Origin of the sequence: Tardiphaga sp. 862_B3_N4_1 (genome assembly GCF_051811085.1) — a bacterium.
In the GTDB taxonomy this organism is placed as follows: Bacteria; Pseudomonadota; Alphaproteobacteria; order Rhizobiales; family Xanthobacteraceae; genus Tardiphaga; species Tardiphaga robiniae.
In genome coordinates, this window is sequence record NZ_JBPWQB010000002.1 from 887,501 (window position 1) to 900,467 (window position 12,967).

The window sequence follows — 12,967 nt, forward strand, 5'->3', positions numbered from 1 at the left end:
TCCACCGAATACCCTTAAGACACTTGATTGCTCTCATTATCAATATCCACACACTCGGCAGAGTTTGCTGCACGCTGCTTTGCGCCTAAACGCAAAATCCGCACCCCGGCGGTCAAGCCGTGCGCACTTCATGCAGCTGGATATGATTTAGAAAGACCAGTTTGCTTCGTAAGATCGAACCGACAACGAGGCGGTCAAGCTTCGTTGAAAAGGAATAACGATGCGGAAGCTTTGCAAGCAAAGCGTTCGCACTCAATTCCTGGAGATTATGATTGCGGCACCCGCAATTGCTTGCAGATCCGAACCTCGGAACGATCTCCTCTTTACGATGTCATAAATCCCGCAGTCGATCTCGTAAGACCGACAAGCGAAGTTATACCGCGGACTAAATCAGGCGCTGCCCATATGGCGCGCACTGTCTGAACACACTGAATGTCTTGAAGTTGTTTTCGTCTCGATCACTCATCAGCATCCAACCAAAGTTTCTGGTGGAGGCAGACGGGATCGAACCGACGACCTCATGCTTGCAAAGCACGCGCTCTCCCAGCTGAGCTATGCCCCCGTTCCAGAAGACGAATGCTCAACGCTAAAGAACAACGTTTTGCAGATGCGATGCTTGCGCATGTGATGTCGACGTCAGCAGCAGCCTTGAAAGCAAAGCGCGCAAATATGGTGGGCCTGGGAAGACTTGAACTTCCGACCTCACGCTTATCAAGCGCGCGCTCTAACCAACTGAGCTACAAGCCCTAACAACAAAGGACTGCGCTCGGCTCATCGACATGACCTTGCGATCAAACGCCAATAAGCAGCACGAGCACGCCCCAGCGTGTGTTCGTCCGCGAAGAAAGAGAAACGAAGACGGCGGTGTCCCGCCTATGCAGCTCAGACATTGATCCAATGTCTGGCCACTGATGTTTCAAAAGAGGATCGATAGAAGCAAGCTTCTGAAGATCCATCCTTAGAAAGGAGGTGATCCAGCCGCAGGTTCCCCTACGGCTACCTTGTTACGACTTCACCCCAGTCGCTGACCCTACCGTGGTCAGCTGCCCCCTTGCGGTTAGCGCACTGCCTTCAGGTAGAACCAACTCCCATGGTGTGACGGGCGGTGTGTACAAGGCCCGGGAACGTATTCACCGTGGCATGCTGATCCACGATTACTAGCGATTCCAACTTCATGGGCTCGAGTTGCAGAGCCCAATCCGAACTGAGACGGCTTTTTGAGATTTGCGAGAGGTCGCCCTTTTGCATCCCATTGTCACCGCCATTGTAGCACGTGTGTAGCCCAGCCCGTAAGGGCCATGAGGACTTGACGTCATCCCCACCTTCCTCGCGGCTTATCACCGGCAGTCTCCTTAGAGTGCTCAACTAAATGGTAGCAACTAAGGACGGGGGTTGCGCTCGTTGCGGGACTTAACCCAACATCTCACGACACGAGCTGACGACAGCCATGCAGCACCTGTGCTCTATGCCCCGAAGGGAAGGTTCCATCTCTGGTACCGGTCATAGACATGTCAAGGGCTGGTAAGGTTCTGCGCGTTGCGTCGAATTAAACCACATGCTCCACCGCTTGTGCGGGCCCCCGTCAATTCCTTTGAGTTTTAATCTTGCGACCGTACTCCCCAGGCGGAATGCTTAAAGCGTTAGCTGCGCCACTAGTGAGTAAACCCACTAACGGCTGGCATTCATCGTTTACGGCGTGGACTACCAGGGTATCTAATCCTGTTTGCTCCCCACGCTTTCGTGCCTCAGCGTCAGTTATGGGCCAGTGAGCCGCCTTCGCCACTGGTGTTCTTGCGAATATCTACGAATTTCACCTCTACACTCGCAGTTCCACTCACCTCTCCCATACTCAAGACTTTCAGTATCAAAGGCAGTTCTGGAGTTGAGCTCCAGGATTTCACCTCTGACTTAAAAACCCGCCTACGCACCCTTTACGCCCAGTGATTCCGAGCAACGCTAGCCCCCTTCGTATTACCGCGGCTGCTGGCACGAAGTTAGCCGGGGCTTATTCTTACGGTACCGTCATTATCTTCCCGTACAAAAGAGCTTTACAACCCTAGGGCCTTCATCACTCACGCGGCATGGCTGGATCAGGCTTGCGCCCATTGTCCAATATTCCCCACTGCTGCCTCCCGTAGGAGTTTGGGCCGTGTCTCAGTCCCAATGTGGCTGATCATCCTCTCAGACCAGCTACTGATCGTCGCCTTGGTAGGCCTTTACCCCACCAACTAGCTAATCAGACGCGGGCCAATCTCTCGGCGATAAATCTTTCCCCGTAAGGGCTTATCCGGTATTAGCACAAGTTTCCCTGTGTTGTTCCGAACCAAGAGGTATGTTCCCACGCGTTACTCACCCGTCTGCCACTGACGTATTGCTACGCCCGTTCGACTTGCATGTGTTAAGCCTGCCGCCAGCGTTCGCTCTGAGCCAGGATCAAACTCTCAAGTTGGACTTGAAACTTTAAACCGGCTGATCACAACGTATTGACGAGGTCCCACCATACTAAATCAACCAAACCGAAGTTCGGCCAATCTGCTGTCCGCGCTTCACAGCGCTAACAACGATGGTGTTAACCTTTGTTCAAAACGTGTACCGCCGAAGTCTTTCGTCCGGCCCCGTCTCAAGAAGCCGAAGCTCCCATCGAACGAGACCCGCAAGGACTCCGCCGTCCACGTTTCTCTTTCTTCAATTTAACTTGTCAAACAGCCCGACGCAGATGCGTCAATCTCCCCAGGAGGGAGAAAATCTTGTCACTCAATCACCCGACAACAGATCAGCAGCCGACACCTATCGGCTACTGAAACACTCTTCGCGGTGATGAGCTTCCGAGACACGAACAACCGCCCGGGCTGGTAGGCCCCGGCGCCGCTGCGCTCAGTGGCCGGGTTATAGGCCCCCTCACCCGAAACTGTCAACGCCATTCGTCAGAAAATCGTCACGTGCTGTGGAGGAGGCCTCAGGGCCCAAAAAGCGTAGGTTTTACAGGGGTGACGCCGTACAAGAGCCACATTCCTCCGACGTTCTGAGCATGCCTTGTGCAAAGATTCTGCGTCGCCTCTGAAACTTTTTGGGGGTGGTCGAACCGGATCTGGGCCCAACGGTCTCTCGAAAGAACGAGCTGCGTCATCGCAGTGCGCTTTTGGGCCAAAGAGAACACAGCGAAGAGTTTGCAGCATTGACGTTCGTCCATTCGGCCAGCATTTTGGCGCGCACTGTTCGACCGTCGATGCGATGTGCTTGGGGAAGACTCTTCGCATGATGCTGGGAATTCGGGGGATGTCGGCTTGAATCACGGACTGTCACGCGGTGGCGCCTATAATCGTGAGACCGGGATGATTGATCTCGGCCACGAGCCGCCGCTATCCGTTGATGGCTCCGAAGCCGCAGTCATCGATCGTCGCCGCGTCTCGGTACAATGGTTCAGTGGTACTATCCTCACAGGTCTCTGCGGCGCGGCTCTGATCGGCGGCGCCGTTTTTGCGTCGCTTGACGGCGAGATGACCTTTGCCAAGGTACCGGAGCGTGTCGAAGGCGCGCTGCGCGGCGCCTTCAGTGCCACCGACAAACAAGCAAGCCTGCATAAGAGTGACCGCCTGCCGCCGCCGAGCGACTCTTCCGCCGCGCGCCAGGTACTCAAAGTCTCCACCGTCACCCGCGTCGGCAATCGCGACGTCATGCGCGTGCGGCCCTTCATCCGGATTTCGGGCAATCTGGCGATGGCGACCAGCGATCTCAGCGCCAAGATCCCGCCCTTCAATGCACAGCGCCTGCTAACCGATGTCGGCAGCCCCGCCCCGAACAGCGACGACGCCGCGGTCAATCCGAATGCCGTCGAGCCCGATGCCGAAGTCTCCTTCGTCACCCGCGATCTCGGTCAGGTACTGCCGAAAGCCAAGATCGGCGCGAGTGTTGCCATCGATGAAGTCCTGATGCGCGTGCGCGACGCCTCCAACTGGCGCGGCAATACCGGCGTTCGCTACACGACGGTCGCCAGCGCCACCGGCGATATCGGCGGCCAGCCCGACATGAAGATGGCCTATGCCGCCGAAGGGACCACAGCCGATCCTTATGCCGGCTTCGAAACCCGTATCGTGCCGGAAAACGTCACGCTGCTGGCCAAGACCAAGGATCAGGCGACCGGCGGCAACCCGAATGGCGAGCGTATTCACATCGTCAAGAAGGGCGACACCATCCTGACCATCCTGCGCGACCAGGGCGCGATGCCCGAGGAAGCCAAGGCCATTGCCACTACGCTGGGTGCCCGCGGCCGCGACGGCGGACTGAAGGAAGGCCAGAAAGTTCGAATCCTGATGTCGCCGGCCGGACCTGGCCAGCGCTTACAGCCGTATCGCGTGATCGTCGCCAACGACTCCACTATCGAAGCTGTCGCCGCTCTCTCCGATCTCGGCAAATACGTCGCCGTCGACGTCTCCAGCATGAACACCGTCGCCGAAGCGCCAAGCGCATCGGATGATGACGAGGAGGATGACGGCACCGGCGTGCGGCTCTATCAGAGCATTTACGAGACGGCACTGCGCAACAAGGTCCCGGCTACTGTCATCGAGGACATGATCCGGATCTACTCCTACGACGTGGATTTCCAGCGCAAAGTACAGCCCGGCGACTCGTTCGACGTGTTCTTTGCCGGCGAAGACGAAGGCGCCACCATCACCGAAAAGACCGAAGTGTTGTTCGCTTCGCTTACGGTGGGCGGCGAAACCAAAAAATACTATCGCTTCCTGACCACCGACGACTCGGTCGTCGACTACTATGACGAGACCGGCAAGAGCGCGAAGAAGTTTCTGGTCCGCAAACCCGTCAATAACGCCATCATGCGTTCGGGCTTCGGCGGACGCCGCCACCCGATCCTCGGCTACACCAAGATGCATACCGGCGTGGACTGGTCGACGCCCTACGGCACTCCGATTTTCGCATCCGGCAACGGCGTGATCGAAAAAGCAGCCTGGGAAGGCGGCTACGGCAAATATATCCGCATCAAGCACAACAACGGCTACGAGACCGCCTACGGCCATATGTCGGCCTTTGCCAAGGGCATGGAGCCCGGCAAGCGCGTGCGGCAGGGTCAGGTCATCGGCTTCGTCGGCTCCACCGGCATGTCCACCGGCGCCCATGTTCACTACGAAATTCTGGTCAACGGCCGCTTCGTCGATCCGATGCGCGTGAAACTGCCGCGTGGCCGCTCGCTAGAAGGTCCGATGATGGCCGGCTTCGAGAAGGAACGTGACCGGATCGACGGTCAGATGACCATGCGTGGCCCGGGCGCCCGCGTGTCCGACGCAGGCGTGACCGGCGCGGTGCCACCAGCACGGCCGACGACCAGCCGCTAAATCCGTATTTTTCGCGTTGTTCTGCGCGTCAGCCGCGTGGGCTAGGGGACGCTCGGGACAGTGGCAAAAGAGACGCTGAGGTCCGGCGATCAATCCGCGGCGAGCTCTGCAGACCCGATCAGGTGAACGCCCGGCGAGCCGGTCACGGCTGCCTCGATCAATGCGGCGGCGATCTTGTCTGCCGGACTGATCCGGTAGCTGCGCGGCAGAACCGGACCCAGCACACCGAGCACCGCCGCAGCGACGTGCTCGCCCAGCCGGAATTCGTCGCGATCACCGCCGATCAGGCCTGGCCGCACAATCGTCAAAGACTGAAAGCCGATCGCCTTCAGCGCTTCCTCCACTTCGCCTTTGGTACGCGGATAGAGCAGCTTTGAGCGCGCATTGGCACCCACCGACGAATTGAGCGCGAAACGGCTAGCGCCGTGCTTGCGCGCCAGCCGGGCGACTTCAAGCGGGTAATCATGATCCACAACGCGAAACGCCTGATCCGAGCCGGCCTTGGCGCGCGTCGTCCCGAGCGCACAGATCACGCCATCGACATCCCACCAGTCGGCCTCGGCTGGCAGCCGATTAAAATCGACCAGCGGGTTGTCGAGCCTCGCATGCGCCGCGAGCGGCCGCCGCGTCGGCGCAACGATGCGCGTGATCCGACTGTCGGCGAGCGCTTTGGCGATGACATGGCGGCCGACAAGGCCGGTGGCGCCGACCACGAGGATGCGGGTCATGATCTTCTCCGACGTGGAAACGGCCTGAACCGTGAGGTTCAGGCCGTTTCGTTGCGTTTAAACCCGTGCCGTTAGTTCAGCTGCCGCTTCGGCACCGGCGCCTCGAACTCAGCGATCTCCGCGGTCCGGGCCGGCTTGCCGTTGAAGGTCAGGACGTTGCCGGCGGCGCTTATGTCGACATGGTCGCCGTCCTTGACGTCGCCGGCGAGGATCATCTCGGCCAGCGGATCCTGGACGTTGCGCTGGATCACGCGCTTGAGGGGACGGGCGCCGTAAGCGGGGTCCCAGCCCTTGTCGGCGAGCCAGTCGCGGGCATCGTCGTGCAGCACCAGCGTGATCTTGCGATCTTCCAGCAGCTTGGTGAGCCGCGCAAACTGGATCTGGACGATTCGGCCCATTTCGCTCTTCTGCAAGCGGTGGAACAGGATGATCTCATCGACGCGATTCAGGAATTCCGGCCGGAAATGGGCGCGGACATTGCCCATCACCAGGTCGCGCACCGCTGACGTATCCTCGCCCTCGGGCTGGTTGACCAGGAATTCCGAACCGAGATTCGACGTCATGATGATCAGAGTATTGCGGAAATCGACAGTGCGGCCCTGACCATCGGTCAGACGACCATCGTCGAGCACCTGCAGCAGCACGTTGAACACATCTGGATGTGCCTTCTCGACTTCGTCGAACAGAACGACCTGATAGGGCCGCCGCCGCACAGCTTCGGTCAGCGCGCCGCCCTCATCGTAGCCGACATAGCCCGGAGGCGCGCCGATCAGGCGTGAGACCGAGTGCTTCTCCATATATTCGGACATGTCGAGACGAACCATCGCGGTGTCATCGTCAAACAGGTACGACGCCAGCGCCTTGGTCAGCTCGGTCTTGCCGACGCCGGTGGGGCCGAGGAACATGAACGAGCCGATCGGCCGGTTCGGATCCTGCAGGCCTGCCCGCGACCGACGCACCGCCGTCGCCACAGCACGCACGGCTTCGGCCTGGCCGACGACGCGCTCGCCGAGGCTCAGCTCCATCCGCAACAGCTTGTCCTTCTCGCCTTCGAGCATCTTGTCGACCGGCACGCCGGTCCAGCGCGAAACAACCTGCGCGATGTGATTGGCGGTGACCGCCTCTTCCATCATCTCGGAATTCTCGTTGGCTTCGATATCGGCCAGACGCTTTTCAAGATCGGGAATCCGGCCATAGGCCAGCTCACCGGCGCGCTGATATTCGCCGCGGCGCTGCGCATCGGCCAATTCAAGGCGCAAGCCATCGAGCTCGCTCTTGAGCTTCTGCGCATTCGACAGCTTGTTCTTCTCGGCCGACCAGCGCTGGGTGAGCGCGGCCGATTTCTCTTCGAGCTCGGCGAGTTCCTTCTTGAGCGTTTCGAGCCTGCTCTTCGAGCCTGCATCGGTTTCCTTGCCAAGCGCCTCCTGCTCGATCTTGAGCCGGATGATCTCCCGGTCCATCGAATCGAGTTCTTCGGGCTTGGAATCGACCTGCATCTTCAATCGCGCCGAAGCCTCGTCCATCAGGTCGATGGCTTTATCCGGCAAAAAGCGATCAGTGATGTAGCGGTTCGACAGCGTCACGGCAGCGACCAGCGCAGAGTCCGTGATGCGGACGCCGTGATGCTGTTCGTATTTGTCCTTGAGGCCGCGCAGGATCGAGACGGTGTCTTCCACAGTCGGCTCAGCCACGAAGATCGGCTGGAAACGCCGCGCCAGCGCCGCGTCCTTCTCCACATGCTTGCGATATTCATCGAGCGTGGTGGCGCCGATGCAATGCAATTCGCCGCGGGCGAGCGCAGGCTTCAGCAGGTTGGACGCATCCATCGCGCCATCGCCCTTGCCGGCGCCGATCAGCTGATGCATTTCGTCGATGAACAGGATGATGCCGCCCTCGGCCGAGGTCACCTCGCCGAGCACCGCCTTCAGCCGTTCCTCGAACTCGCCGCGATATTTCGCGCCAGCGATGAGCGCACCGAGATCGAGCGACAGCAGGCTCTTGTCCTTCAGGCTCTCCGGCACGTCGCCATTGAGGATGCGCAGCGCGAGACCTTCGACGATGGCGGTCTTGCCGACGCCGGGTTCGCCGATCAGCACGGGATTGTTCTTGGTTCGCCGCGACAATACCTGAATCGTGCGGCGGATTTCCTCGTCGCGGCCAATCACCGGGTCGAGCTTGCCATCACGCGCAGCCTGGGTCAGGTCGCGGGCATATTTCTTCAACGCGTCATAAGCGTTTTCGGCCGTGGCGGAATCCGCCGTGCGGCCCTTGCGCAGCGCATTGATCGCGGCATTGAGATTTTGCGGCGTGACGCCGCCCTTGTTGAGCAGGCTGCCGGCCTCCGAATCCTTGTCGAGCGCCAGCGCAAGCAGCAGCCGCTCCACGGTGACGAAACTGTCGCCGGCTTTTTCGGCGGCCTTTTCGGCGGCATCGAAAGCGCGCGCGGTCGCCGGCGCCAGATAGACCTGCCCGGCCCCTGCGCCCGAGACCTTGGGCATCTTGCCCAGCTCAGTTTCCGTCGCCTTCAGGATGGCGCGGGAGTTGCCGCCGGCGCGGTCGATCAGGCCACCGGCCAGACCTTCGCTGTCGTCCAGCAGGACTTTCAGAATGTGCAGCGGCGAGAATTGCTGATGTCCCTCGCGCACGGCCAGTGACTGCGCCGACTGGATGAAGCCGCGCACCCGTTCGGTGTATTTCTCAATATTCATTGTGTGTTGTCCCTCGGCCTGCCCTGTCCGCCTCGAAAGCACGGATGGGGCATCTTCATTGGGTATCCGCAGGCCGCATTGATGGTGGTCAACCGGCTGCGGTCGTCGCTGGCGTCAAAACCAGCTTGATGCAAATGTGGGCAGCCAGTTCCCGAAACGGAAGGGGTCCGCATAAAATTCCAATCGGCCAGGCGATGGCGCCGCGGGCCCAAATCTCTTAAGACCGGAACCATGCCAGAACAGTCTTACGCCAGCGTTGCCAGCATCTACCGCTATCCGGTGAAGGGCCTGACGCCCGAGCCTCTGGAACAAGTCACGCTGAAGCCCGGTCAGACCCTGCCGGCCGACCGGCGCTATGCCATCGAGAACGGCCCGATCGGGTTCGACCCGGCAGCACCGCAATATTTTCCCAAGACCCAGTTTCTGATGCTGATGCGCAACGAGCGCCTGGCGGCGCTCCGCAGCCACTACGACGACGCCAGCCATACGCTGACAATCCGGCAGGACAATCTAGCGGTGGCGCGAGCCGACCTGCAGACGACCGAAGGACGTGCAGAGATCGAAGCGTTCTTCGCGAAGAATTTTGCCGATGAATTGCGCGGACCACCCAGGGTGTTGTTCGCGGACGGCCATAGCTTTTCGGATGTGCCGCGCAAGGTGGTGTCGATCATCAACCTCGCCAGCGTCAAAGATCTCGAAAAGGCCGTCGGACAGCCGGTGCATCCGCTACGCTTTCGCGGCAACGTGCATGTAGCGGGCTGGCCGGCCTGGCATGAATTCGACCTGATCGATCGGACGCTCGCTATCGGCAGCACCCGGTTCAAAGTGGTGAAGCGCATCGTCCGCTGTGCAGCGACCAATGTCGATCCGGATACGGCCGCACGAGATCTGACGATTCCGAAAACGCTGCTGCAGACCTATGGTCATGCCGATTGCGGAATTTACGCTGAGGTCATCACCGGCGGCACGATCACCGCCGGCGATAAGATCGTCGTCGCAGAATAGACGAACTCAGCTCGTCGGCATCACGTAGGCGTAAACGCGACCACGCGAATACACCGACTCGGCGACGCGGTTGCCGTGATTGCCGGAGACGATGATCGGATTGCCCTTGGCATCGACGCCGGAGACGACACCGACATGACCGCCGCGACGACCGCGCGACATCACGGCGATGGCGCCGACCTGCGGACCGGAGATGCGCTGGCCATAGCTCGAGAACGAGCGCGCCATATCAGACCCGGTGCCTTGATGGCCGGTGCGCTTCAATACGAGGTTCATGAACGCTGCGCACCACAAGCGACCGCGCGCCGTCGGATTGCCGCGGCCGATGAAGCTGCGCGCTGCATCGACGATGCCCGAACCGCCGAAGCCGCCGGAAGGCTGGTTCATGCTTGCATTGGCGTTATTGAAATTTGTGGAGTCGCCGAACGAAGGCGCCTGCTGTTCGACTCGGGCACTGCGCCGTGCATACCGCGCGCGATGCCGGACGTGATGACGCGTGCTGTGTGTGTACTTGCCGACGTGGTGCGAATGACGCGAAGCGCCGTGATGAGGACGTGCCGACGCAGGAGAGACTGACGCGAGAACTGCCGCCGAACACACCGCAAGAGCCGAGATGCGAAGTGCACGGCGATACGCAAAGAACTGAACCATACCGAATTTTTCCTCTTAACACCCCCGAACCCCATCGGCCCAAATACGCGGGCCAACAATCGGGACGGGCGTGGTAACGAAGTTGGTATGGCGATAACAAGACCTAGAACGGTTCAAGTGACGATTTTTTAACGGCGACATCGGAGTGAATCGCTTCAACTTCAACGGACGCCATACGTATAGACATAGCAGCCACCCATTCGACAGAATGCGCGCTTATATTACCTATTCGAATTAGCTTTTATGCACATCTTTGGCGTGTATCGCAGGCCGACACACGGCGTGAAAAGCCGCATAGGATGCGGTATTTCTGTTTCCATCAGGCAGAAATCTACACGCGATCAGGGTTGCGCCGATTTACTCGCGCGGCTCAGCAGGAAAACGCCCTGCTCCCCGAACATGTTCCAGAACCACCACGGCGCATTGAGGCGCAGCGGACGGCCATAGAGATCGAGCGCAACGGCGCGCTCCATCTTCACGTTGATCTCGTCGCACAAGACAACGAAATCCTTGATGGTACAGAAGTGAATGTTCGGCGTGTCGTACCACGTCGCTGGCAGATTCTCCGTACGTGGCATGCGGCCGCCGACAAGCAACTGCACGCGCATTTTCCAGAAGCCGAAATTCGGAAACGACACGATCGCGCTGCGGCCGATGCGCAGCAGATTTTCCAGCACCACCCGCGGCTGCCGCGTCGCCTGCAGCGTCTGTGACAGGATCACGTAGTCGAACGCATCGTCGGGATAGTTGATCAAGTCCGTATCGGCGTCGCCCTGCACCACGGCGAGGCCTTTGCCGACACAGCGGTTGACGCCCTCGCGCGACAACTCGATGCCGCGGCCGTCGATGCCGCGGCTCTCCAGCAATTGCAGCAGATCGCCGTCGCCGCATCCCACGTCGAGCACCTTCGAGCCCGGCTTGATCATCTCCGCAACCAGGAGGTGATCGCCACGATAATCCTGCGTGCCGCGCGGCGCCGGCGTCGCCACCGCAGAGTTCAGCGGCAAGGTCTGTTGTGGAAACGCCATCTCTATGTCCCCGTAACAGGCAGGCCGCGCACGGAGGCTGCGGAGTTCAGAAATGCACCGGCGATATCGAGGAACTCGGGCACGTCGAGCAGGAAGGCATCATGACCCTTGTCGGTTTCGATCTCCGCAAAGGACACGCGGACGCCGCCGGCATTCAGCGCGTGCACGACGTCGCGCGATTCTGCCGTCGGGAACAGCCAGTCGGATGTGAACGACATCAGACAGAAACGCGTCTGCGTATCGCGAAACGCTTCCGCAAGCTTGCCGTTGTGGTCGGCTGCGATATCGAAATAGTCCATCGCACGCGTCAGATAGAGATAGGAGTTGGCATCGAAGCGCTCGACGAAGGACGAGCCCTGATAGCGCAGATAGCTCTCGACCTGGAAATCAGCATCGAAGGAGAATGTCGGCAACTCCCTGTCCTGCATGCGGCGGCCGAACTTGCGGTGCAAGGCGGCATCCGACAGATAGGTGATATGCGCGGCCATCCGCGCAACGCCGAGGCCGCGATGCGGATGCGTGCCTTCCTCGAAGTAGCGCCCGCCGCGCCAATCGGGATCGGCCATCACGGCCTGACGCCCCAATTCGTGGAAGGCGATATTCTGCGCCGAGTGCCGCGTGCTGCAGGCGACCGCCAGCGCGGAGAACACGCGCTCCGGATAGGCCGCGGTCCATTGCAGCGTCTGCATGCCGCCCATGGAACCGCCGACGACGCAAAACAACTGACCGATACCGAGACTGTCGATCAGCATCGCCTGCGCACGCACCATGTCGGGAATGGTGATCACCGGAAAATCCAGTCCCCAGATCTTGCCGGTGGCGGGATTGGTCGAGGCCGGACCGGTCGAGCCCATGCAGCCGCCGAGCACATTCGAACAGATGATGAAGTAGCGTTCGGTATCGAGTGCCTTGCCGGGGCCGACCAGTGTCTGCCACCAGCCGGGCTTGCCGGTGATCGGATTGATATTGGCGACGTGCTGGTCGCCGGTCAAAGCGTGGCAGACCAGGATCGCATTGGATTTGTCAGCGTTGAGCGTTCCGTAGGTCTGATAGGCGATCTGGAACGGGGCGAGGTCGACGCCGCAATCGAGCCGCAGCGGCTGATCCATGCCAAAACCCGCGACCAGCGAGGTCGGATGATCGGCTTCATGTCCACGCTCATCGGGGCGGACAACCGGACTCTTCACCAGTTCGACATTTACCATCTTGATACCGGCCTCCTCAGGAGGTTCTCAAACCAAAACCGGAATCAGGCCATAAAAAACCCGGCCTGAACAAATAGCTCGGCCGGGATCAAACTGTCCCCGGCCTGTTTAGCGAGTTGTTTAACGTGGCTGCAAGCCGGCCGGCTCAAATGACCACGGAAGAGACCAGAAACTAGTCCCACACCCGCCCGCCGTCAATATGGGCATACCCCGGTCAAATTGCCCAACTGCCCTGCGGCCAAATCTTCCATGTTTTCTTTGCTTTCCGGCACCGTCTTACCTAATCAATGGCCG

At 59.9% G+C, this 12,967-nt stretch carries 7 protein-coding genes, 2 tRNA genes, 2 rRNA genes and 1 riboswitch (1 of these 12 only partly in view); of the genes, 2 read left to right on the forward strand and 9 right to left on the reverse strand.

Annotated features, from left to right (window positions below; all coding sequences use genetic code 11):
- From AB8B02_RS21435 to AB8B02_RS21450, 4 genes are all read right to left on the reverse strand, one after another.
- A 23S ribosomal RNA gene (locus AB8B02_RS21435) occupies positions 1-29 on the reverse strand; it reaches 2,791 nt to the left of the window's first position.
- Positions 30-486: 457 nt separating this feature from the next.
- Positions 487-562: transfer RNA gene (locus AB8B02_RS21440), tRNA-Ala, on the reverse strand.
- A 108-nt stretch (positions 563-670) separates the two neighbouring features.
- Positions 671-747: transfer RNA gene (locus AB8B02_RS21445), tRNA-Ile, on the reverse strand.
- 215 nt (positions 748-962) lie between these two features.
- Positions 963-2,449, reverse strand: a 16S ribosomal RNA gene (locus tag AB8B02_RS21450).
- Together the 16S and 23S rRNA genes with 2 tRNA genes alongside form the textbook arrangement of a ribosomal RNA operon.
- A gap of 835 nt (positions 2,450-3,284) precedes the next feature.
- Between AB8B02_RS21450 and AB8B02_RS21455 the strand changes: the two genes are divergently transcribed.
- Positions 3,285-5,348: a peptidoglycan DD-metalloendopeptidase family protein gene (locus tag AB8B02_RS21455; protein ID WP_439065106.1), complete on the forward strand. Its 2,064-nt coding sequence runs from the start codon at positions 3,285-3,287 to the stop codon at positions 5,346-5,348.
- Positions 5,349-5,437: 89 nt separating this feature from the next.
- On the opposite strand, the gene AB8B02_RS21460 is transcribed toward AB8B02_RS21455, so the two are convergent.
- Positions 5,438-6,076: an NAD(P)H-binding protein gene (locus AB8B02_RS21460; protein ID WP_439065107.1), complete on the reverse strand. Its 639-nt coding sequence runs from the start codon at positions 6,074-6,076 to the stop codon at positions 5,438-5,440.
- Positions 6,077-6,147: 71 nt separating this feature from the next.
- Positions 6,148-8,784, reverse strand: coding sequence for an ATP-dependent chaperone ClpB (gene clpB, locus AB8B02_RS21465; protein ID WP_439065108.1), 2,637 nt, complete (start codon positions 8,782-8,784; stop codon positions 6,148-6,150).
- A 231-nt stretch (positions 8,785-9,015) separates the two neighbouring features.
- Between clpB and AB8B02_RS21470 the strand changes: the two genes are divergently transcribed.
- On the forward strand, positions 9,016-9,789 hold the full coding sequence (locus tag AB8B02_RS21470; protein WP_120287234.1) for an MOSC domain-containing protein: 774 nt from the start codon (positions 9,016-9,018) through the stop codon (positions 9,787-9,789).
- 6 nt (positions 9,790-9,795) lie between these two features.
- On the opposite strand, the gene AB8B02_RS21475 is transcribed toward AB8B02_RS21470, so the two are convergent.
- From AB8B02_RS21475 to metX, 3 genes are all read right to left on the reverse strand, one after another.
- A complete protein-coding gene (locus AB8B02_RS21475; RefSeq protein WP_068729161.1) occupies positions 9,796-10,440 on the reverse strand; it encodes a TIGR02594 family protein in 645 nt (214 codons plus the stop codon).
- A gap of 341 nt (positions 10,441-10,781) precedes the next feature.
- Positions 10,782-11,468, reverse strand: coding sequence for a methionine biosynthesis protein MetW (gene metW / locus AB8B02_RS21480; protein WP_439065109.1), 687 nt, complete (start codon positions 11,466-11,468; stop codon positions 10,782-10,784).
- Positions 11,469-11,470: 2 nt separating this feature from the next.
- Entirely contained in the window at positions 11,471-12,673 is a 1,203-nt protein-coding gene (gene metX / locus AB8B02_RS21485; protein ID WP_089267605.1) for a homoserine O-acetyltransferase MetX, read from the reverse strand.
- Positions 12,674-12,760: 87 nt separating this feature from the next.
- A riboswitch (SAM riboswitch) is annotated at positions 12,761-12,840 on the reverse strand.
- Positions 12,841-12,967 lie beyond the last annotated feature (127 nt).

What these genes read in the sequence shown, in the direction of transcription:
- AB8B02_RS21460 (WP_439065107.1), bottom strand. Translation starts at nt 6,076, where the DNA reads ATGACCCGCATCCTCGTGGTCGGCGCCACCGGCCTTGTCGGCCGCCAT.
- clpB (WP_439065108.1), bottom strand. Translation starts at nt 8,784, where the DNA reads ATGAATATTGAGAAATACACCGAACGGGTGCGCGGCTTCATCCAGTCG.
- AB8B02_RS21470 (WP_120287234.1), top strand. Translation starts at nt 9,016, where the DNA reads ATGCCAGAACAGTCTTACGCCAGCGTTGCCAGCATCTACCGCTATCCG.
- AB8B02_RS21475 (WP_068729161.1), bottom strand. Translation starts at nt 10,440, where the DNA reads ATGGTTCAGTTCTTTGCGTATCGCCGTGCACTTCGCATCTCGGCTCTT.
- metW (WP_439065109.1), bottom strand. Translation starts at nt 11,468, where the DNA reads ATGGCGTTTCCACAACAGACCTTGCCGCTGAACTCTGCGGTGGCGACG.
- metX (WP_089267605.1), bottom strand. Translation starts at nt 12,673, where the DNA reads ATGGTAAATGTCGAACTGGTGAAGAGTCCGGTTGTCCGCCCCGATGAG.